Source organism: Micrococcus sp. KT16, from assembly GCF_003315015.1.
In the GTDB taxonomy this organism is placed as follows: Bacteria; Actinomycetota; Actinomycetes; order Actinomycetales; family Micrococcaceae; genus Micrococcus; species Micrococcus luteus.
The window spans coordinates 330335-350797 of sequence record NZ_QNRG01000001.1; the positions used below are offsets into that span (position 1 = coordinate 330335).

Annotated in this window: 19 protein-coding genes; 12 read left to right on the top strand and 7 right to left on the bottom strand. The window is 74.7% G+C overall.

Features of this window, described 5'->3' with window-relative positions:
- Positions 1-32: 32 nt before the first annotated feature.
- Genes DE149_RS01565 through DE149_RS01575 form a run of 3 tightly spaced genes read right to left on the bottom strand, consistent with a single transcriptional unit; the run spans position 33 to position 1589 of the window.
- Positions 33-935: a hypothetical protein gene (locus DE149_RS01565; RefSeq protein ID WP_049144836.1), complete on the bottom strand. Its 903-nt coding sequence runs from the start codon at positions 933-935 to the stop codon at positions 33-35.
- Entirely contained in the window at positions 925-1425 is a 501-nt protein-coding gene (locus tag DE149_RS01570) for a RidA family protein (RefSeq protein WP_020628330.1), read from the bottom strand. Before DE149_RS01570 ends, DE149_RS01565 begins: the two co-directional genes overlap by 11 nt.
- The gene (locus DE149_RS01575) at positions 1422-1589 is read right to left on the bottom strand and encodes a DUF4177 domain-containing protein (protein WP_010080276.1); all 168 of its coding nucleotides are present in this window, start codon (positions 1587-1589) and stop codon (positions 1422-1424) included. The genes DE149_RS01570 and DE149_RS01575 overlap by 4 nt, the downstream gene beginning before the upstream one ends.
- Positions 1590-1657: 68 nt before the next feature.
- Here DE149_RS01575 and DE149_RS01580 point away from each other — a divergent pair, with 68 nt between their 5' ends.
- From DE149_RS01580 to DE149_RS01595, 4 genes are read left to right on the top strand one after another with little or no spacing between them, the layout of a single operon-like run.
- The gene (locus tag DE149_RS01580; protein WP_101967374.1) at positions 1658-3841 is read left to right on the top strand and encodes a transglycosylase domain-containing protein; all 2184 of its coding nucleotides are present in this window, start codon (positions 1658-1660) and stop codon (positions 3839-3841) included.
- A 5-nt stretch (positions 3842-3846) separates the two neighbouring features.
- Complete coding sequence (locus DE149_RS01585; protein ID WP_036314271.1) at positions 3847-4815, top strand: metallophosphoesterase; 969 nt, start codon at positions 3847-3849, stop codon at positions 4813-4815.
- A gap of 41 nt (positions 4816-4856) precedes the next feature.
- Complete coding sequence (locus DE149_RS01590) at positions 4857-6695, top strand: ABC transporter ATP-binding protein (protein WP_113913829.1); 1839 nt, start codon at positions 4857-4859, stop codon at positions 6693-6695.
- The gene (locus tag DE149_RS01595) at positions 6692-8557 is read left to right on the top strand and encodes an ABC transporter ATP-binding protein (RefSeq protein ID WP_036314267.1); all 1866 of its coding nucleotides are present in this window, start codon (positions 6692-6694) and stop codon (positions 8555-8557) included. Before DE149_RS01590 ends, DE149_RS01595 begins: the two co-directional genes overlap by 4 nt.
- Positions 8558-8622: 65 nt before the next feature.
- Here the strand turns inward: DE149_RS01595 and DE149_RS01600 are convergent, their stop codons facing one another.
- Complete coding sequence (locus DE149_RS01600; RefSeq protein WP_036314265.1) at positions 8623-9570, bottom strand: phosphoribosylaminoimidazolesuccinocarboxamide synthase; 948 nt, start codon at positions 9568-9570, stop codon at positions 8623-8625.
- Positions 9567-10856, bottom strand: coding sequence for a phosphoribosylamine--glycine ligase (gene purD, locus DE149_RS01605; RefSeq protein WP_036314263.1), 1290 nt, complete (start codon positions 10854-10856; stop codon positions 9567-9569). The genes DE149_RS01600 and purD overlap by 4 nt, the downstream gene beginning before the upstream one ends.
- A 62-nt stretch (positions 10857-10918) precedes the next feature.
- Here purD and DE149_RS01610 point away from each other — a divergent pair, with 62 nt between their 5' ends.
- The gene (locus DE149_RS01610) at positions 10919-11188 is read left to right on the top strand and encodes a hypothetical protein (RefSeq protein WP_036314260.1); all 270 of its coding nucleotides are present in this window, start codon (positions 10919-10921) and stop codon (positions 11186-11188) included.
- A gap of 42 nt (positions 11189-11230) precedes the next feature.
- Here DE149_RS01610 and DE149_RS01615 read toward each other — a convergent pair whose 3' ends face one another.
- Positions 11231-11860, bottom strand: a complete 630-nt coding sequence (locus DE149_RS01615) for a response regulator transcription factor (protein ID WP_020624423.1) — start codon at positions 11858-11860, stop codon at positions 11231-11233.
- Positions 11857-13227: a sensor histidine kinase gene (locus DE149_RS01620; RefSeq protein ID WP_049146827.1), complete on the bottom strand. Its 1371-nt coding sequence runs from the start codon at positions 13225-13227 to the stop codon at positions 11857-11859. Before DE149_RS01620 ends, DE149_RS01615 begins: the two co-directional genes overlap by 4 nt.
- A 186-nt stretch (positions 13228-13413) precedes the next feature.
- On the opposite strand from DE149_RS01620, the gene DE149_RS01625 reads away from it, so the two are divergent.
- The 7 genes from DE149_RS01625 to purM all read left to right on the top strand — a co-directional run bounded on the left by DE149_RS01625 (position 13414) and on the right by purM (position 20450).
- Positions 13414-14565 carry an ABC transporter permease gene (locus DE149_RS01625; RefSeq protein ID WP_113913830.1) on the top strand — a complete coding sequence of 384 codons (1152 nt, stop codon included), beginning with the start codon at positions 13414-13416 and terminating at the stop codon, positions 14563-14565.
- A 79-nt stretch (positions 14566-14644) separates the two neighbouring features.
- Positions 14645-15442: an ABC transporter ATP-binding protein gene (locus DE149_RS01630; RefSeq protein WP_020624420.1), complete on the top strand. Its 798-nt coding sequence runs from the start codon at positions 14645-14647 to the stop codon at positions 15440-15442.
- Between the two features lie 81 nt (positions 15443-15523).
- Positions 15524-16597 (top strand): asparaginase, encoded by a 1074-nt coding sequence (locus DE149_RS01635; RefSeq protein ID WP_113913831.1) that lies wholly within the window; start codon positions 15524-15526, stop codon positions 16595-16597.
- Positions 16594-16995, top strand: coding sequence for a sterol carrier family protein (locus tag DE149_RS01640; protein ID WP_036314253.1), 402 nt, complete (start codon positions 16594-16596; stop codon positions 16993-16995). Before DE149_RS01635 ends, DE149_RS01640 begins: the two co-directional genes overlap by 4 nt.
- 283 nt (positions 16996-17278) lie before the next feature.
- Positions 17279-17686, top strand: a complete 408-nt coding sequence (locus DE149_RS01645) for a hypothetical protein (protein WP_044658862.1) — start codon at positions 17279-17281, stop codon at positions 17684-17686.
- Positions 17683-19296 (top strand): amidophosphoribosyltransferase, encoded by a 1614-nt coding sequence (gene purF, locus DE149_RS01650; protein ID WP_102708557.1) that lies wholly within the window; start codon positions 17683-17685, stop codon positions 19294-19296. The genes DE149_RS01645 and purF overlap by 4 nt, the downstream gene beginning before the upstream one ends.
- The gene (gene purM, locus DE149_RS01655) at positions 19293-20450 is read left to right on the top strand and encodes a phosphoribosylformylglycinamidine cyclo-ligase (protein ID WP_102708556.1); all 1158 of its coding nucleotides are present in this window, start codon (positions 19293-19295) and stop codon (positions 20448-20450) included. The genes purF and purM overlap by 4 nt, the downstream gene beginning before the upstream one ends.
- The last annotated feature ends 13 nt before the right edge of the window (positions 20451-20463 follow it).

The following is a 20463-nucleotide window of genomic DNA, read 5'->3' on the forward strand; positions in this document are numbered from 1 at the left end:
GCCCCCCGCCGCCGTGGAGCGGGCCACCCCGGTCAGACCCGGGTGGCCCGCTCCACGCGCATCCGGGGGGTGCCGTCGTCGCCGGCCTCGGTGACCAGGTGGTATTCCGGCACGGGGCCGCGCCGGGCACAGGGCGTGACGGAGAGCAGGAAGGCGGCGGCCGTCCGGTGTGCCGCGACCCGACGCACGATCACCTGCGTCAGCGGGGTCGCCACCTGGTCGAAGGGTGCCGTGCCCTCCGCCCCGGCGGGTCCGGGCAGCCGCAGCGGGCCGGCGAGCGCGCGACGCGCGGACACCCACGCCTGAAGTTCGGGACCGGGTTCCTCGGATGCCGGCGCGGACTGCAGCGGTGGGGTCATCGTGGCGAACACGGCCGTGTCGAAGCGTCGGTGGACGTGGGGCGCGGATCGCCAGCGCATGACGGGGCGCAGCAGGTCGGCGCGCACCCCGAGGCCACGCGCGGCCAGCAGATGGGGCAGACTCTCCGAGCCCTCCTCGAGGGAGCTGCGGCCCCCGCCCCAGGTCTCGATGCGCGCCGTGGACACGACGTCCGTGTCGGAGCGACCGGCGAGGAGCACTCCGGCCTCGTCGTGGAGCTCACGGACGGCGGCCACCACGTGCTGCCGCGCACGCCGCCGGTCCGTGGTCCCGAACGTGCGGGCCCACTGGGAGGGCTCGGGCCCGTACCACGGGCAGGAGTCGGCGTCGGACTCGATGAGCGCGCCGCCGGGCAGACCCACGCGGCCGAGCGGGGTGCGTCCCGCGCGGTGACGGAGGAAGACCTCCGGGCCGTCGTCGCCGTCCCGCACGAGCACGACGGACGACCCGGGCCGGGCGGGGCGGACCTGGCGGAAGCGCCGGTCCAGCCACTGGCGGGTGAGGTCCTCCTCCTGCCCCGGGACCGGCAGCAGCAGGCCGGCCGGGTCAGCGGACACGGACGGTGATCTCCACCTCGACGGGAGCGTCCATGGGCAGCACGGCCACGCCGACGGCGGAGCGCGCGTGGCGGCCGGCCTCGCCGAAGATCTCGGCCAGCACGTCCGAGGCGCCGTTCACCACGCCGGGCTGACCGGTGAACGCGGGGTCGGAGGCCACGAAGCCGACGACCTTGACGACCTGGGCGACCCGGTCCAGGTCGCCCACCAGCTCGTGCACCGCGGCCACCGCGTTCACGGCGCATGCCCGCGCGAGCTCCTGGGCGCGTTCGGGGGTGACCTCCGCGCCCACCTTGCCGGTGGCGGGCAGGGCGCCGGCCACGAAGGGGAGCTGGCCGGAGGTCAGCACGAGGTCGCCGTCCCGCAGCGCCGGGACGTAGGAGCCGACCGGCGCCGCGACGGCGGGTCGGTCGATGCCGAGCTCCGCGAGGCGGGCCGCGACGGCGCCGTCGCCCCAGGTGGGGGCCGAGGACTGCTCCGTCACGTTCACGCCGCCTTCGGACGCTTGAGGTAGGCCACGGGGTTGTTCCCCTCGGGGCCCGGGATCACCGTGACGAGCTCCCAGCCGTCCTCGCCCCACTGGTCGAGGATCTGCTTGGTCGCGTGGATGAGGAGGGGGATCGTGGCGTACTCCCACTGCGTCTGCTGAGTCATGGGACCCACCCTAGCCACCGGCGCGGACCCCGGAAGAGGTCCCAGGCGCCCGCGCTACACTCGCGCCCATGGCCTCCCGCACGACCCGCTTCCCCGCGCCCTCGAGCGCCCTCGGCCGCCTCCTCGCCTTCGTGGGCCTCTCGGCGGTGGCCGGCCTGCTCGTGGCGGCCCTCCTGCTGCCCGTCGCGGGCCTGGCCGGTGTCGCCGCCGCGTCGGGCCGGGAGATGCTGGACGAGCTGCCGGACGAGCTGCCCACGGAGCCGGTCTCCGTGCCGTCGCGCATCCTCTCGGAGGACGGTGAGGAGATCGCCGTCTTCTACGAGGAGAACCGCACCCCGGTCCCGCTGGACGAGATCTCGGAGCACATGCAGCACGCGATCGTGGCCATCGAGGACGAGCGCTTCTACGATCACGACGGCGTGGACGCGCGCGGCCTCATCCGCGCGACCGTGAACAACGCCACCTCCGACTCCACGCAGGGCGCCTCCACCCTCACCCAGCAGTTCGTGAACAACATGCTGGTGAACGTGCAGCAGATCCGCGGCGACTCCCGCCTCACCCTCTCCGGCTCCAAGAACATCGCGGACAAGGTCAAGGAGATCAAGCTCGCCGTCGCCGTCGAGAAGCAGATGTCGAAGGACGAGATCCTCGAGGGCTACCTCAACATCGTGCTGTTCTCCGGCCGCGCCTACGGCGTCGAGGCCGCCTCGCAGTACGTGTTCGGCAAGTCCGCCGCCGACCTGGAGAGCTGGGAGGCCGCCACGCTGGCCGGCATGGTCCAGTCCCCCACCCGGTTCAACCCGGCCCGCAATCCGGAGGAGGCCACGGAGCGGCGCAACCTCGTGCTGAACGCGATGAAGGACAACGGCTACCTCTCCCAGGAGGAGTACGACCACGCCGTCGCCCAGCCGATGGAGGTGGTGATGGAGTCCCGCCCCTCGGGCTGCCTCTACGCCAAGTTCGGCGCCTACTTCTGCGACTACGTGGAGCGGCAGATCCTCGCCGACCCCACGTTCGGCCCGGACGTCCAGTCCCGCCAGGCCCTGCTGGACCGCGGCGGACTCACCATCCGCACGACGATCGACTCGACGCTCCAGAAGGAGACCGAGAAGAACCTGCGCGCCTCCGTGCCCAACAACGAGTCGCTGGGCGCCGGCCACGCGCTCACCTCGGTGGAGGCCGGCACCGGCAACATCCGCACCATGGCCCAGAACACCGAGTACGCCATCCAGGACGAGCTCGGCCACACCTCGCTGAACTTCAATGTGGACAAGCAGTGGGGCGGCGGCCAGGGCTTCCAGGCCGGCTCCACGCTCAAGCCCTTCGTGGCCCTGACGTGGCTGCGCAACGGCAACCGCCTGGTCGACTCCGTGGACGCCTCCCGGAACGTCTACCCCACGGGCACGCGCTTCGCGGCCTCGTGCCGCCCGGGCGGCTACACCACGATCGGCGGCACCTGGCAGTTCAAGAACGTGATCCCGGGCATGCTGCGGCAGGTGCGCGTGGACGAGGGCCTCTTCTGGTCCGTGAACACCCCGACCGTCGCCACCGCGTACCAGCTGGACCTGTGCGACATCACGAGCCTCACCACCCAGCTGGGCATCACCCGCGCCCTGGACAGCTCCCCGCTGCAGCCGGACGACCCGTCCTTCCTGCTCGGCAAGGACTCGGTGGCCCCGCTGTCCTTGGCCGGCGCGTACGCCGCCATCGCCGCGAACGGCCTGTACTGCGAGCCGCGCGCCATCCTGGAGGTCACGGACACCGCCGGCAACCAGTACGACGTCGCCGACCCGCAGTGCGACCAGGTCATCGACCCGGACCACGTCCGGGAGCTGATGCCGGTCCTGCGCCACATCGGCGGCTTCAACATCGCCGAGGAGGGCGCCGGCTACGAGTTCGGCGGCAAGACGGGCACGAACGACAACGTGTCCTCCACGTGGTTCGTCGGATTCACCAGCAAGCTGGCCACCGCCGTGTGGACCGGCCGCTACAACAACCTGAAGTCCATGACGGGCGAGACCGTCAACGGCGAGGTCCGCAACCCGTTCTACTCGACCTCCATCAACGGCCCGTCCTGGCTCGAGTACAACCAGTTGGCCAAGGAGAAGTTCCCGCCGGGTGAACTGCCCGAGTGGGACGGCCCGCAGTCGGAGGACCCGGGCGAGGCCGGCGAGCACCCGGACGGACGCCAGTTCACCATCGACGACCTGGACCGGGGCGGGCCGTTGCCCGAGGCGGTCCCGGGCTTCTGACCGCGATGCGCCCCGCCGCCTCCCCCGCCCGGCGCATGTTCCGCGCCGCAGCGCCTGCCGCCGCCGGGCTGGCCGCGACGGCGGGCCTCGGCCTGGCCTGGGGCCTCGCCGAGGCCGAGGCCCGGACGGTGCGCACGCACCGACTGGCCGTGCTGCCGGCCGGGTCGGCGCCGCTGCGGGTGCTGCACCTCTCGGACATCCACCTGCTGCCCCGGCACCGGGCCAAGCGGGCGTGGCTGCGCGGATTGGATGCACTCGAGCCGGACCTCGTGGTCAACACGGGTGACAACGTGTCCGCCGCGGCGTCGGTGCCGCTCGTGCTCGACGCGCTCGGGCCGCTGCTGGCGCGGCCCGGCGTGTTCGTGCCCGGCTCCAACGACTACTACGCGCCCAAGGCGGCCAACCCCCTCCGGTACTTCGCGGGCCCCTCGCGCATGGACGCGGACCGGCCCCGGCTTCCCTCCGACGTCCTGTTCGGCGCGTTCCGCGCCGCCGGCTGGGCCGACCTGACGAACCGGGGCGCCGCTCTGGCCGTGCCGACCCGCGCCGGGACCACGCTCGAGGTCCTCGCCGCCGGCACCGACGACCCGCACCTCGGTCTGGACGCCTGGGCCGGCTTCCCCGGCTCCGCGCCCGACGACGGCGCCGGGCGGCCCGGCGACGACGGGCGGTTCCGGCTGGGCGTCACCCACGCCCCGTACCGCCGCGTGCTGGACGCCATGACCGCCGACGGCGCCGACCTGCTGCTCGCCGGCCACACCCACGGCGGGCAGGTGTGCGTGCCGTTCCTCGGCGCGCTCGTCACCAACTGCGACCTGCCCCGCCGACAGGCCTCCGGGGTCTCGACGTGGACGGCCGCGGGGCGGACCGTCCCCCTCGAGGTGTCGGCCGGCCTGGGGACCGCGCCGTCCGCGCCCGTGCGGTTCGCGTGCCGGCCCGAGGCCGTGGTGCTGGACCTGGTCCCGCGGGGCTGAGCCGCCTGTCCCGTCCGCGGCCGCGGGTACAGTGGAGCCCCGTGACCCGCGCCACCTCTCCCGCCGCCTCGTCCCTGCGTGACGCCCTGGGCGGGATCGCACCGTACCTCGAGGGCGTGCGGGCGCGCTGGGTGCTCGGGCTCGCCTCGGCCACGGCGGCGGGCCTCGTGGCCCTGGCCATCCCGCAGGTCATCCACCTGCTCGTGGACACCGTGTTCACGCAGACTGTGCTCGCCGGGCCCTCCTCCCCCGACTCCCGCGCGGACGTATGGCGGGCCGCCGGCCTGCTCACCGTGCTCGGCCTCGCCGAGGCCGCGTTCATCGGCCTGCGCCGGTACTTCATCCTCCCGCCGGCCGCCGGGGTGGAGAACCGGGCGCGCATCGCCCTGTTCGAACGGCTCCAGCGCCTGCCGGTGGCGTTCCACGACGCGTGGCCCTCGGGGCAGCTGCTCTCCCGGGCCCAGGGCGACCTCTCGCTGCTGCGGCGGTGGATCGCGTTCGGCTCGGTCATGCTCGTGGTGGACGTGGTGGCCATCGCCGTCGGCCTCGTCCTGCTGTTCCTGCTGTCCTGGCAGCTGGCCCTGCTCTACCTCGCCGCGGCCGTGCCGATCATGTGGGCGTCGTTCGGGTTCCGCAACGACTTCCGCGCCGCGTCCCGGCTCTCCCAGGACCAGGCCGGGGACCTCGCCACGTCCGTCGAGGAGTCGGTGCACGGCATCCGCGTCCTCAAGGCGTTCGGCCGCGGCGCGCACGCCCTCGACGGCTTCCGCGGGCGCGCCCGCACGCTGCAGGGCACCGAGGTGCACAAGGCCTCGGTGCTGGCCCGGTTCATCGCGCTCATCGTGGCCCTGCCGGAGACGGTGCTGGGCCTGGGCCTCGCCCTGGGCCTGTGGCTCGTGGCGACCGGGGAGCTGACAGTGGGCGCGCTCGCCGCCTACTTCGCCACCGCGGCCGTGCTGGCCGGGCCGGTCGAGTCGGTGGGCCAGCTGATGGGCATGACGCTCTCGGCCCGCACGGCGATCGACCGCCACGTGGACGTCCTCGCCACGCCCGTGGACATCGCCTCGCCCACCGGGGAGGCCGCCGTCGTGCCCCCGGCCACCGGCGCGCTCGCGTTCCGCGGGGTGCGCTTCCGCTGGCCGGACGCGGACCCGGGGCGCGGGGAGCGCGACCTGCTCGACGGCGTCGACCTCGAGCTGGTGCCCGGCGAGACGATGGCCCTGGTCGGCGCGACCGGCGCCGGCAAGTCGACGCTGCTGCAGCTGGTCCCCCGGCTGCTCGACGTCACGGCGGGCTCCGTCTGCGTGGACGGGGTGGACGTGCGCCGGATGCCGCTCGAGGAGCTGCGCCGGCGGGTGTCCGTGGCGTTCGAGGACGCCACGCTGTTCTCCGCGACCATCCGGCAGAACGTGCTGCTCGGCGCCCCGGCGGACGTGCTCGCGGACGGCCTCCACTCCCCCGCGGCGGACGCCCTGCTCGACCTCGCGCTCGAGACCGCGCAGGCGGGCTTCGTGGCGGACCTGGCGGACGGCGTCGAGACCGAGATCGGCGAGGAGGGCCTCAGCCTCTCCGGCGGACAGCGCCAGCGGATCGCCCTCGCCCGCGCGATCGCGGCGCGCCCGGACGTGCTCGTGCTGGACGACCCCCTCTCCGCCCTCGACGTGCGCACCGAGGAGGCCGTGACCGCGCGCCTGCGCGAGGTCCTCGACGGGACGACCACCCTGATCGTGGCGCATCGTCCCTCCACCGTGGCCCTGGCGGACCGGGTCGCGGTGCTGGCGGACGGGCGGATCGAGGACGTGGGGACGCACCCCGAACTGCTGGCCCGCAGCGCCGTGTACCGGCACATCATCTCGAGCCGACCGGAGGAGCAGGCATGAGCGCCGCCGACGTGAGCCGCGTGCGCGGCGTGGGGGCCGAAGAGGACCTCGACTACACCCGCGCGGAGCGCCGCCACATCCGGCGCCGGTCCTTCCGGCTGCTCGGCGAGCTCGCGCGGCCGGTCCGGGGGACGCTGCTGCTCACCGTGGTCTTCGTGCTCGTGTCCAACGCGGCGCGGGCGGCCGGGCCGCTGATCATCGCCTGGGCGATCGACGCGGAGCTGCCGCGCGTCGTCGAGGCCGTGCGGGCCGACGAATCCGTCTGGCCCATCCTCGTCCCCGTGGGCGGGGCGTACGTGGCGGCGGCCCTCATCTCCGGCGGCCTCCTGGGGGCGTACACGTGGCTCACCGCGCGGGCGAGCCAGGCCATGCTGCTGAGCCTGCGGCTGCGCGTGTTCCGGCACACGCAGCGGCTGAGCCTCGGCTTCCACGAGCGGTACACGTCCGGGCGGGTGATCTCGCGGCAGACCTCGGACCTGGAGGCGCTGCGGGAGCTGCTGGACCAGGGCGTGTCCTCGCTCGTGTCCGGGCTGATGTTCATGTCGTTCACCGCGGCGTCCATCCTGCTGCTGGACCCGCCGTCGTTCCTCGTGCTGCTGGGTGCGGCCGTGCCGGTGGCGATCGTGACGCGCTGGTACCAGGTGCGGTCCGAGGAGGCGTACCGGCGGTCGCGGGTGTCCTCGGCGCGGTCGATCGTGCACTTCGTGGAGACCATGACCGGCATCCGCGCGGTCCAGGCCTTCCGGCGGGAACGGGACAACGACGCGCGGTACCGCGACTTGGCCACGGCCTACCGGGACGACATGGTGGCCACGCTCAACCTGTTCGGCATCCTGCAGCCGGTGCTCGTGGCGACGGGCAACCTGACGGTGGCGGCGCTGCTCGTGACCGGGGGCCTGCGCGTCCTCGACGGCGACCTCGAGGTGGGGGTGCTCGTGGCGCTCCTGCTGGCCGGACGGCGCGTGTTCCAGCCCATGGAGATGGTGGCGATGTTCTACTCGTCGCTGCAGTCCGCGACGGCGGCGCTCGAGAAGGTCTCCGGCCTGCTCGAGGAGGAGCCCACCGTGGTGGAGGCCGCCGAGCCCACGCCGCTGCCCGGGGCCGACGCTCCGGGGACGGGCGTGGCGTCCGGGCGGGTGGAGTTCCGGGACGCGGTGTTCAGCTACGGACCGGACCGGGTGGTGCTGCCGGAGTTCGACCTCGTGATCCCGGCCGGGCAGACCGTGGCCGTGGTGGGCCAGACGGGTGCGGGCAAGTCGACGCTGGCCAAGCTCATCGCCCGGTTCTACGACGTCTCTGCCGGCTCGCTGACGCTGGACGGGGTGGAGCTGCGCGAGCTCAGCCAGGCGGATCTGCGGCGCAACGTGGTGATGGTGACCCAGGAGGCGTTCCTGTTCTCCGGGTCGATCGCGGAGAACATCGCCCTCGGCCGGCCCGACGCCACCGAGGCCGAGATCCAGGCGGCCGCCCGGGCGGTGGGGGCGCACGACTTCATCCTGGGGCTGCCCGAGGGCTACGCGACCGACGTCGCCAAGCGCGGCGGGCGGCTGAGCGCGGGACAGCGGCAGCTCGTGTCGTTCGCGCGGGCGTTCCTCGCGGACCCCGCCGTGCTGATCCTGGACGAGGCGACGTCGTCGCTGGACCTGCCGAGCGAGCGACTCGTGCAGGCCGGGCTGGAGCGGCTGTTGGGGAACCGGACGGCCCTGATCATCGCCCACCGGCTCAGCACCGTCGAGACCGCCGACCGGGTGCTCGTGATGCACGACGGCCGGATCGTCGAGGACGGCAGCCCCGCCGAGCTGGTGGCGGCCGACGGGCGGTTCGCGGCGCTGCACCGGGCCTGGGAGGACTCGCTCGCCTGACGGGTGGCGCGCCCGACGCGCTTTCGAACGTGGCAGAGGGCCTACCCCACGTTCGAAAGTGCGGGTCAGGCGTCGAAGGGGCGGCCCGTCAGGCGCTCGTACGCCTCCACGTAGCGGTCGCGGGTCTTGGCCACGACGTCGGCGGGCAGCTCCGGCGGGGCCTCCCCGCTGGTCTTGTCCCAGCCGGAGTCGGGGCCCGTGAGCCAGTCGCGGACGAACTGCTTGTCGAAGCTCGCCTGGGGGCGGCCGGGCTCGTAGTCCCTGGCGTCCCAGAACCGGGAGGAGTCCGGGGTGAGGACCTCGTCGCCCAGCACCACCTGGCCGGTGGCAGGGTCCACACCGAACTCGACCTTCGTGTCCGCCAGGATGATGCCGGCCTCGCGGGCGATCGCCTCGGCGCGGGCGTACAGGTCCAGGGTGAGGAACCGCAGGCGCTCGGCGGCCTCGGTGCCCACGCGCTCGACCATCTGCTCGAACGTGATGTTCTCGTCGTGCTCGCCGACCTCGGCCTTCGCGGACGGCGTGAAGATCGGCGGGTCGACCCGCGAGCCGTCCACGAGCCCGGCGGGCAGCGGCAGGCCGGCCACCGTGCCCGACGCGCGGTACTCGGCCAGGCCGGAGCCGGTCAGGTAGCCGCGGGCGATGCACTCCACGGGGAACATGTCCAGGCGCTTGACGATCATCGCCCGCCCGGCCACGGCCGCGGGCACGTCCGCGCTCACCACGTGGTGCTCGACCGGCTCGGCGTGGGCCCCGTTGTAGCCCTCGGCCAGCTTCTCGAACCACCACAGGGTCAGCCGGGTGAGGATGGCGCCCTTGTCCGGGATCGGCGGCTCCAGCACGTGGTCGTAGGCGCTGATCCGGTCGGAGGCCACCACGAGCAGCGTCGCGGACCGCCCCGGCTCGGCGTCAGCGGGCTCGTACAGGTCCCGCACCTTGCCCGAGTAGACGTGCCGCCAGCCCGGCAGCTCGAGGGCCTCGGCCCCCGTGAACCCCACGCGCTCCCCGCTCACTTCGCTCCCTCCGTCCCCGGCACGGTGATCTCGCCGCGCTCGGCCTTGAGTCCGATGTCCGTGCGCCACTGGGCGCCGTCGAACCGGATGCGCTCGACGCCCGCGTAGGCGCGCTCGCGCGCTTGGGCCAGGTCCGCCCCGCGCCCGACGACGGCCAGCACCCGGCCGCCCGCCGTCACCACGTCCTCACCGGACACCGCGGTGCCCGCGTGGATCACGTGCACGCCCTCGAGGCCAGCCGCGTCGGCCAGCCCGGTGATCACGTCGCCCTTCGAGGAGGAGGCCGGGTAGCCGGCCGAGGCCATGACCACGTCCACGGCGACGTCGTCGCTCCACTCGAGTCGACGGTCCGCGCCGAGCCGGCCGGCCGCGGCGTCGGCGAGCAGCCCGCCCAGGGGCGTCTCGAGGCGGGCGAGCACGGCCTGGGTCTCGGGGTCGCCGAAGCGCACGTTGAACTCGATGACCTCCACGCCCTCGGCGGTCACGGCCAGGCCGCAGAACAGCACGCCCGTGAACGGGGTGCCGCGGCGGGCCATCTCGGCGAGCACGGGGCGGGCCACGCGGTCCATGACCTCGTCCGTGAAGCCCTCGGGCAGCCACGGCAGCGGCGTGTACGCGCCCATGCCGCCGGTGTTGGGGCCGGCGTCGCCGTCGTGGATGCGCTTGAAGTCCTGGGCGGGGGTGAGGGCGACGGCGGCCTCGCCGTCGCAGATCACGAAGAGGGAGACCTCGGGGCCGTCCAGGAAGTCCTCGATCACCACGGTGCCGCCGGCGGCGAAGCAGGCCTCGGCGTGGGCGAGGGCCTCGGCGCGGTCGGAGGTGACCACGACGCCCTTGCCCGCGGCCAGACCGTCGTCCTTGACGACGTGCGGGGCGCCGAACTCGTCGAGGGCGGCGGCGGCCTCCGCGGCGGTGGTGCACACGCGGGAGCCGGCGGTGGGCACGCCCGCGGCGGCCATGACCTCCTTGGCGAAGGCCTTGGACGCCTCGAGCTGCGCGGCGGCCTGCGAGGGGCCGAACACGGCGAACCCGGCCTCGCGCAGGGCGTCGGAGACGCCGGCGGCCAGCGGGGCCTCGGGTCCGACGACGACGAGGTCGGCCCCCAGCTCGCGCGCGAGCGCCACGACGGCGGCCGGGTCGGTGGCCTCGACGGCGTGGAGGGTGGCGAGGTCGGCCATGCCGGCGTTGCCGGGCGCCGCGTGGAGGGCGCTGACCTGCGGATCACGGGAGAGGGCGGTGAGCAGCGCGTGTTCGCGGCCGCCGTTGCCGAGCACAAGGGTCTTCACGAGCCTGAAGCCTACGCGGTGGCCCTGGCCCGGCCCGGCCCGTGGCCCCTACGGTGGAGCGCATGACGATGCCTCCCCTCCACCACGGTCAGCCCGGCGACGACGGTGACCCCCGTGACCCCCGCCACCGGCCCGGTGCGGGGCTGGGACCCGGGCTCCGGTCGGTCTGGATGTTCGTCGGCGTGATGTTCACGTGCGCCCTGATCGTCTTCTGGACGCTGCGGGGGTTCGGCGTCCAGCGCGGCGACCTCAGCCTGCCCGCCGCGCTCGGCGTGCTGGCGCTGGCCGCCGTCGCCGCGGCGGTGATCACCCGGTACGTGCGGCGCCGCTGAGCAGGGCCGGGCCCTCCAGGGCCGGCCGCCTCGGCCTGCCCGTCAGCGGATGATGCGCCGTCGCCGGGCCTCGTCGACGGCGCGCGTGCGGTTGTCCACCCCGAGCTTCTGGAAGATGTGCACCAGGTGCGTCTTCACGGTGGCCTCGGAGATGAACAGCTCCTTCGCGGCCACCTTGTTCGTGGCGCCCCGCGCGATCAGCTCGAGCAGCTGGATCTCCCGCTCGGACAGCACCTCGGAGCCGCCGGACATGCGCCCCATCAGCGTGGCCGCGACCTGCGGGGCCAGCGCCTTGCGCCCCGCCGCCGCCTGCCGCACCGCCGAGGCGATCTCCTCGCTCGGGGCGTCCTTGAGCAGGTAGCCGGCAGCGCCCGCGTTCACGGCCGCGAGGATGTCCGCCTCCGTGTCGAAGGTCGTCAGGATCAGCACCTGCACCCCCGGCCACCGCTCCCGCACCGCGCGGGTGGCGGTCACGCCGTCCATCCCCGCGCCCATCTGCAGGTCCATCAGCACGACGTCCACCGCGGGCTCGCCCGCCTCCAGGACGCCGATCGCCTCCGCCCCGTCGGCGGCCTCGGCCACCACGCTCAGGTCCGGGTGCGCCTCGACGACGGCCCGCACCCCCGCCCGGACCACGGGGTGGTCGTCCACCAGCATCACCCGCACGCTCATGCGGTCTCCTCGCTCTCGGTCTGCTCGGGATCAGCGCTCCGGCCGGCCCCGGCGGCGGCCAGCGGCACCCGCAGCGCCACCACGGTGCCCTCGCCGGGGGCCGACTCGACGGTGGCCTCGCCGCCCACCGCAGCGAGACGCTCGCGCACGCTCGCCAGCCCCACGCCGGTCCCCGCCCCCGGGTCGGCACCGGCGGCTCCGGCCCGGGGGCGGGCCGCGACGACGGCCGGGTCGAACCCCGCGCCGTCGTCGGCCACGTCCACCGTCAGCTCATCACCGAGGTAGCCCAGCGTGACCCGGGCGCGCCGAGCGCCCGCGTGCGCGCCCACGTTCGCCAGGGAGGCCTGCACGGCTCGCAGCACCGCGGTCTCCACGGCCTCGGCGACCGCGACCGGCTCCCCCACGACCTCGACGTCCGCAGCCACGGGCGTCCCGGCGGCGGCCTGCCGGTCGGCGAACCCGGCGACCGCTCGTTCGAGCGCCTCGATGAGGGACGGTGCCCCGGTGCCGCGCAGGTCGCGGACGAAGCGGCGGGACTCGGCGAGGTTCTCGGCGGCCGTGGCGCGCACGGTCTCCATGCGCTGCCGGGCGAGGGCGGGGTCGGCGGCGTCGAGCGCGTCCTGGGCCGCGCGCGAGACCAGCACGATCGAGGCCAGCCCCTGGGTGAGGGTGTCGTGGATCTCGCGGGCGAGCCGCTCCCGCTCGGCGCTCACCCCCGCCCGGTGCTCGGTGCGCGCGAGCTCGGCCTGCGCGGCGCGCAGCTGCTCGGCCACGGCACGCTGGCGCTCGGACTCGGCGTGCAGGGCGCGGTACGCCCCGGAGAGCACCACGGCCACGGCGGCGCCCACCAGCGGACCAATGACGGCCGGCACCCGCACGCCGCCGGCGCCCGCCGCCATCCCGGCCACCACGACGACGGCCATCGCCACCACCAGCGCGGGCCCGACCACGTGGCGCACCCAGGCCTGCCGGGCCACCCGGTCGACCACGTGCAGGACGACGAAGAAGAGGGGGAAGGCGACCCACGCGAAGTCGCCGTGGTGGGCCACGAGCAGGCCCCACAGCAGCAGCACCAGGGCCAGCCAGGCGACCGCCGGACCGCGGCCGACGTCGTCGCCCCGGGCCCACCGGCGCCGCTCCAGCACGGTCCCGGCCAGGTAGACGCCCGCCAGCGCGGCGGTCAGCAGCACCAGGGTGGTGGCCGGGAACGGACCGGAGGACGCCTCCGGGGACCGGTCCGCGAGCGCGCGCGCCAGCCCCACGGTGAGCAGCGCGGCGAACGTGACGTGCAGGGCCACGCGCAGGCCGGCGAGCACGGCGGTGGTGCCGGTCTCGGTGGGCGCGGCGGCGCGGGGTGCGACGGACATGGCTCCACCCTAGGGCGCACCCCGGACGCGACGACGGCTCGTGGCCCCGGGGCCGCGCCGTTCCGCCGCCGGGATCAACCATTCGGTTGACCGGGTCCAGCCGCCGCGGGCGATGTGGCGACCCCTCCCCGCGCGAGACCGTGGAGGCAACCTCAGGACAGACCTCTCCAGGAAAGGACGCGCCCCGTGTTCCTCGCACTCCGCGACCTCCGCTTCGCCACCGGACGGTTCGCCCTCATGGGCTCCGTGGTGGCCCTCATCAGCCTGCTGCTCGTCATGCTCTCCGGCCTCACGGCCGGTCTGGGCGGGCAGAACACCGCCGCGATCGACCGCCTCGGCGAGCAGGGCGTGCAGCGTCTGGTCTTCGGCGGCGCGGCGGGCCAGGAGCCCACCGCGTCGTTCACCCAGTCCGAGTTCTCCGTGGCCCAGCGCGACGCGTGGGCGGCCACGGACGGCGTGGCCTCCGTCGAGCCGCTCGGGGTGAGCCAGGGCCGGGCCATCGGCCTCGAGCACCCCGTGGACACGGACCCGCAGGGCCGCGCGGACGTGTCCGGCGAGCCCACCACCGGCGTGGCCACCACCGCGTTCATCGGTCTCGCCCCGGACGGTTCCGACGCGCCGGCCGGCGTCGAGCCCGGGCAGATCGTGCTCAGCCAGGACGTGGCCGATTCCCTCCACGCGCAGAAGGGTGACGCCGTCGCGGTCTCCGGCTTCGTGTACACCGTGGCCGACGTCGTGCCGACCGAGTACTACTCCCACTCCCCCGTGACGTGGCTGGCGCTCGAGGACTGGAACGCCATCTCGCACACCGCCGACGACGCGGTGCTCGGCACCGCCGGCCTGGTGCGCTTCGACGCCGGCGCCGACGTCGACGCCGTGGCCGCCGCCGGTGACGACGCCGCGGGCACCGTCGCCGAGACCGTGAAGGGCTCCTACGCCGCCCTGCCCAGCTACCGGTCCGAGAACGGCTCCCTGATGACCATGCAGGGCTTCCTGTACGGCATCTCGGCGCTCGTGGTGATCGCGTTCCTGTCCATCTGGACGGTGCAGCGCACCCGCGACATCGCGGTGCTCAAGGCCCTCGGCGGCTCGAACGGCTGGGTGCTGAAGGACTCGCTCGCGCAGGCCGCGTTCGTGCTCGTCGGGGGCGTGGCCGTGGGCACCGGGCTGGCCGCCGTGGTCGGCGCGTTCGCGGGGCGGGCCGTCCCGTTCGAGCTCTCGTGGGCCACCACCGCGGTGCCCGCCGCCGGGGTCCTCGTGCTCGGCATGCTCGCCGCCGTCGTCGCGGTCTACCGCGTCACCCGGATCGACCCGCTGGTCGCCCTCGGCGGCAACTGACCGCCCCGACGACGGCGCCGCCCGGCGCCGTCGTCCCCCTCGGCTCCGCCTCGCCCCCGCCTGGAGAAAGGACCTCCCCATGACCACCCTCACCGCCCCGCAGGCCGACCTCGACGCCCTCCGCACCCCGGCCGCCGCGGCCGCCCACCGCGTCGCCGGCGAGCGCCCCGCCGCCGCGGCCGACGCCACCCCCGCGCTGTCCGTGCGCGACCTCGTGCTGGAGTACCCGGACGGCGAGCGCGGCGTGCTGCGCGCCCTGGACGAGGTGAGCCTGGACCTGCTCCCCGGCACGTTCACCGCGATGGTCGGCCCGTCCGGCTCGGGCAAGTCCTCCCTGCTGGCGGTGGCCGCGGGCCTGGTGACGCCCACCTCCGGCAGCGTGTCCGTCGCCGGCCGCGAGATGGCCGGGCTGTCCCGGAAGGAGCGCACCGCGCTGCGCGGCCAGGAGATCGGCATGATCTTCCAGCAGCCCAACCTCATCCCGTCCCTCACGGCGGCCGAGCAGCTGGAGCTGACCGTGCACCTGGACCGTGACGCCACCCGCGCCGACCGCAGGGCCGCCAAGGCGCGGGCCCTGGAGCTGCTCGAGCGTGTGGACCTGGCCGACCAGGCCGGCAAGCGCCCGCACCAGCTCTCGGGCGGTCAGCGGCAGCGCGTGAACATCGTGCGCGCGCTGATGGCCTCGCCGACGCTGCTGCTCGTGGACGAGCCCACCTCCGCGCTGGACCGCGAGCGCTCGGCCGCCGTCGTGGACCTGCTGGGCACGCTGACCCGCGAGGAGCAGGTGGCGACGCTCATGGTCACGCACGACCACGAGTTCCTCTCCGCCACGGACCGCACCCTGACCATGGTGGACGGGCGGCTCTCCGCGGAGTGAGCCGGTGATGCCGCCGGACCTGACCCGGCCCACCGGCCCCGGACGCCCGGCGCGTCCGGGGCCCTCGCTACCCTGGACCGCATGACCCACGCCACCGTCGCCCCCACGGGCGAGACCTTCGCCCTGTCCGATGCCGTCGAGCTCGTGGAGACCGTCCGCAACGGCTTCGTCGAGTCCCGCACGGCGGGCGCCGCCGTCGTGACCGGCCCCGACGGGCGGGTGCTGGCCGCCCTCGGCCCCGCAGACGCGCTGATCTACCCGCGCTCCACGCTGAAGCCGTTCCAGGCCATCGCGTCGCTGCGCCACGGGGCGGCGCTGGAGGGCGAGGCCCTGTCCATCGCGTGCGGCTCGCACCGGGGCACGCTCCGGCACCAGGCGCTGGCCGAGCGCATGCTCGCGGACGCCGGCCTCGACGCGTCCGCCCTGCAGTGCCCGCCGGCCTGGCCCGCGGACACCTCCGAGGTGGTCGCCCAGGTCCGCCGCGACGGCGAGGCCGCCGCCGCCACCCCGCTGGCCTTCAACTGCTCCGGCAAGCACGCCGGCTTCCTCGCGGCCTGCGCGGCATCCGGGCACGACGTCGCCACGTACCTCGACCCGGCGCACCCCCTGCAGCGCGAGGTGGACGCGGTGATCGCCGAATACTGCGGCGAGCCGGTGGCCCACACCGGTGTGGACGGCTGCGGCGCCCCCGCCGCCGTCATCTCGCTGGCGGGCCTGGCCCGCGGCATCGGGCGGGTCGCCGCGGCACCCGGCCGCGCCGACGCGGACCCGCACGCGGCCGCCGTCGCCACCGCGATGCTCGAGCACCCGTGGGCCGTCCACGGGGAGACGAGCTCCAACACCGTGGTGATGCGCGAGCTCGGCCTGCTCGCCAAGGTGGGCGCGGACGGCGTCCTCGTCATGGCCGCGCCGGACGGCACGGCCGTGGCCGTCAAGGCGCTCGACGGCGGCACGCGGGCCGGCGACCTGGTCGCGCTCGCGCTGCTGGCCCGGTTCGCCCCGGACCACGTGGACCGGGCGACGCTGCCGGGCGTGCTGGCCGCCGTCGTGCCCCCGGTGCTCGGCCGGGGCGAGCCGGTCGGCGAGATCCGCCTGGCCGGGCCGGTGCGGGACCTCGTGGGGGACGTCCTGCCGGCCTTCGAGGCGCGGGCGTGACCACCGGCTCCGTCCCGCGCCGCCGGGTGCCTGTCGTCGAGGGCCACGCGGCGCTGCTGGCGTGGGCACGCGCCCACGAGGAGGACCCCGCGGCGGCCGCCGCGCTGCCGCGCCCCACGCGGGCGACGGCGGTGCGCTTCGCGCTCGAGGAGCTGGCGACCCGCGTGCCCGGGAACTCGGTGGAGGTGCGCGTGCCGCCCTTCGGCGTCGCCCAGTGCCTCCCCGGGCCCCGGCACACACGCGGCACCCCGCCCAACGTCGTGGAGATGGACGCCGTGACATGGCTGTCCCTGGCCACGGGGCTGACGACCTGGGAGGACGCGACGGCGGCCGGCGGCGTGCGCGCCTCGGGCGTGCGGGCCGACCTCGGCGCGCACCTGCCGCTCGTGCGGCCGTGAGCGAGGGGTGTCCGGCAGTCCTCTCGGCGACACCGACCGTTCGAACGTCGGCACCGTTCCTCGTCGCGGGATGCAGCTCTGCCGATCCCGCCCCGGACACCGCGGCGAAGGCACAGCTCGCCCGTGCCTGCGGGCAGGTCGTGCTCCCGCTGGAGGAGTATCAGGCCGCGGTCGACGAGCTCAACGTCACGCAACGCGCCGGCCAGAGCGTGCTCCGGGAGTGCCGCCACCGCCGCGGGCACGCGCGACTGGCCCCAGCGGCCGACTCGATAGACTGGCGCGCATGACCTCCGCCCCCGAGCCGACCCCCGATCAGCGCGCCTACACCGTCCGTCGCGCCCCGCGGCTGACCGCGGTGCTCGCGGTGGCGCTCGCGCTCGGCCTGCTGATCGCACTCGTGATTACCACCGCGGTCCATGCCTCCCCCACCCCGCCCGCGGACCCGTACTCCGGCATCCCGCTCTCCTTCTCGGAGACGTTCGGCTTCGCATCGCTGCTGAGCATGCTCGGCACGAGCGTGCTCGGGCTGCTCGTGTGGCTGCTGCTGGACCGCCGCTCCCGGTCGACCGCGCGCACCGTGGTCCTCGAGCGCACCGACGACCCGGCCGTGGCGGACGTCCGCCTGGACCGTGTGGACGCGGGTGCCCCGCCCGCCCGCACCACCCCCACCGAAAGGACCCCCGAGCAGTGATCGCACCGCGCACCCGACGAGGCGACGGCCGCCTGACCGCCGCCCTCGACCCCCAGGACCAGGGGCCGCAGGACGAATGCGGCGTGTTCGGCGTGTGGGCGCCGGGCGAGGAGGTCGCGAAACTGGCCTACTACGGCCTGTACGCCCTCCAGCACCGCGGCCAGGAGTCCGCGGGCATCGCCGTCTCGGACGGCGGGCGCATCGCCGTCTACAAGGACATCGGCCTGGTCTCCCAGGTGTTCGACGAGGCCACGCTGACCGCACTGAGCGGCCACATCGCCGTTGGCCACTGCCGCTACTCCACCACCGGCGTGAACAAGTGGGCCAACGCCCAGCCCACCCTGGGCGCCACCGCCGACGACGGCACGGTCGCCCTGGCGCACAACGGCAACCTCGTGAACTCCGCGGAGCTGCTGCGCATGGTGCACGCCGCGGACGGCCGCCACACCCACGGTGAGATGAAGCAGGGCAACACCACGGACACCGCCCTGGTCACGGCCCTGCTGCACGGCGCCCCCGGGGACCGCCTCGAGGAGACCGCCCTCGAGCTGCTGCCGAAGATCCGCGGCGCCTACTGCTTCGTGTTCATGGACGAGCACACCCTCTACGCCGCCCGCGACCCGCAGGGCGTGCGCCCGCTCGTGCTCGGCCGCCTCGAGCGGGGCTGGGTGGTGGCCTCCGAGCAGTCGGCCCTCGCCACCGTCGGCGCCTCGTTCATCCGGGAGGTCGAGCCCGGCGAGATGATCGCGATCGACGAGGAGGGCATCCGCTCCACCCGCTTCGCCGAGTCCAAGCCGGCCGGCTGCGTGTTCGAGTACGTGTACCTCGCCCGGCCGGACGCCACGATCGCCGGGCGCTCCGTGTACGAGTCCCGCGTGGAGATGGGCCGCCGCCTCGCGCTCGAGCAGCCGGTCGACGCCGACGTCGTGATCCCCGTGCCCGAGTCCGGCACGCCCGCCGCCGTGGGCTACGCGGACGCCTCGGGCCTGCCGTTCCGCCAGGGCTTCGTGAAGAACGCGTACGTGGGCCGCACCTTCATCCAGCCGTCCCAGACGCTGCGCCAGCTCGGCATCCGCCTCAAGCTCAACGTCGAGTCCACCGTGGTGGCCGGCAAGCGCGTCGTGGTGGTGGACGACTCGATCGTGCGGGGCAACACCCAGCGCGCCGTCGTGCGGATGCTCAAGGAGGCCGGCGCCGCCGAGGTGCACGTGAAGATCTCCTCCCCGCCCGTGAAGTGGCCCTGCTTCTACGGCATCGACTTCGCCACCCGCGCCGAGCTCATCGCCAACGGCGCCGCGGTGGACCAGATCGCCGCGTCCATCGGCGCCGACTCGCTGGCCTACATCAGCGAGGACGGCATGATCGAGGCCACCGGGCAGCCGCGCGAGCGCCTGTGCACCGCCTGCTTCACCGGCGACTACCCGATCCCGCTGGCCGACGAGGGCGAGCGCGGCAAGGGCCTGCTGGAGCCGGTCGCCGTGTCGCCCGCGTCCACCGTGGTGCTGGACGAGGGCGGCGAGACCACCACCGTGACCGCCACGGGCTGCGAGCCCGGCCCGGACGCCGACGACGAGAAGCTGCTCACCGAGACGGACAGGACCCCGCTGTGACCCCGAACCAGACCCCCTCCTCCGCCGCCCCGATCACCTACGCCTCGGCCGGCGTCGACGTGGAGGCCGGCGACCGCGCCGTCGAGCTGATGAAGGACGCCGTGAAGGCCACCCACACCCCCGAGGTCATGGGCGGCATCGGCGGCTTCGCCGGCATGTGGGACGCCTCCGCGCTGCTGCAGTACCGCAAGCCGCTGCTGACCACGTCCACGGACGGCGTCGGCACCAAGGTGGCGATCGCACAGGCGATGGACAAGCACGACACCATCGGCCAGGACCTCGTGGGCATGGTCGTGGACGACATCGTGGTGGTCGGCGCCCAGCCCCTGTTCATGACCGACTACATCGCGTGCGGCAAGGTCGTGCCCGAGCGCATCGCGGACATCGTGCGCGGCGTGGCCGAGGGCTGCCGCCTGGCCGACACCGCGCTCGTGGGCGGCGAGACCGCCGAGCACCCGGGCCTGCTGGCCGTGGACGAGTACGACGTGGCGGGCGCGGCCACCGGCGTGGTCGAGGCGGACATGGTCCTGGGCGCGGAGCGGGTGCAGTCCGGCGACGTCGTGATCGGCATGGCCTCCTCCGGCATCCACTCGAATGGCTACTCGCTCGTGCGCCGGGTGGTGAACGCCGCGGGCTGGTCCCTCGACCGCGAGGTCACCGAGCTCGGCTGCACCCTCGGCGAGGAGCTGCTCGTGCCGACCCGCATCTACTCCCGCGCCTGCCTCGACCTGGTGCAGCGCCTCAACGGCCACGACGGCGGCTCGGACCTGCCGGTGCGCGCGTTCAGCCACGTGACCGGCGGCGGCCTGGCCGCGAACCTGGCGCGCGTGCTCCCGCAGGGCCTCATGGCGACCGTCGAGCGCGACACCTGGTCCCTGCCGCCCGTGTTCCGCCTGGTGGGCGAGCTCGGCCGCGTTCCGCAGTCCGACCTCGAGCGCACCCTCAACCTCGGCGTGGGCATGGCGGCCGTGGTGGACCCGGAGGTGGCCGCGAAGTCGATCTCCGTGCTCGTGGACGCCGGCATCGACGCGTGGGAGATGGGCACCATCGGCGCCCTCACCGACGACGCGGCGGCCGCGGGCCTGGACTTCGTGCAGGGCGCCAAGGGCGTCGACGGCGGCGCCGTGCTGATGCGCGGCCAGTACGCCGCCTGACCCCACGGGGCGT

Excerpts from the sequence above, each read along its gene's own strand:
- DE149_RS01575 (WP_010080276.1), bottom strand. The coding sequence starts at position 1,589 with ATGACTCAGCAGACGCAGTGGGAGTACGCCACGATCCCCCTCCTCATC.
- DE149_RS01580 (WP_101967374.1), top strand. The coding sequence starts at position 1,658 with ATGGCCTCCCGCACGACCCGCTTCCCCGCGCCCTCGAGCGCCCTCGGC.
- DE149_RS01585 (WP_036314271.1), top strand. The coding sequence starts at position 3,847 with ATGCGCCCCGCCGCCTCCCCCGCCCGGCGCATGTTCCGCGCCGCAGCG.
- DE149_RS01595 (WP_036314267.1), top strand. The coding sequence starts at position 6,692 with ATGAGCGCCGCCGACGTGAGCCGCGTGCGCGGCGTGGGGGCCGAAGAG.
- DE149_RS01610 (WP_036314260.1), top strand. The coding sequence starts at position 10,919 with ATGACGATGCCTCCCCTCCACCACGGTCAGCCCGGCGACGACGGTGAC.
- DE149_RS01615 (WP_020624423.1), bottom strand. The coding sequence starts at position 11,860 with ATGAGCGTGCGGGTGATGCTGGTGGACGACCACCCCGTGGTCCGGGCG.
- DE149_RS01620 (WP_049146827.1), bottom strand. The coding sequence starts at position 13,227 with ATGTCCGTCGCACCCCGCGCCGCCGCGCCCACCGAGACCGGCACCACC.
- DE149_RS01630 (WP_020624420.1), top strand. The coding sequence starts at position 14,645 with ATGACCACCCTCACCGCCCCGCAGGCCGACCTCGACGCCCTCCGCACC.
- DE149_RS01635 (WP_113913831.1), top strand. The coding sequence starts at position 15,524 with ATGACCCACGCCACCGTCGCCCCCACGGGCGAGACCTTCGCCCTGTCC.
- DE149_RS01645 (WP_044658862.1), top strand. The coding sequence starts at position 17,279 with ATGACCTCCGCCCCCGAGCCGACCCCCGATCAGCGCGCCTACACCGTC.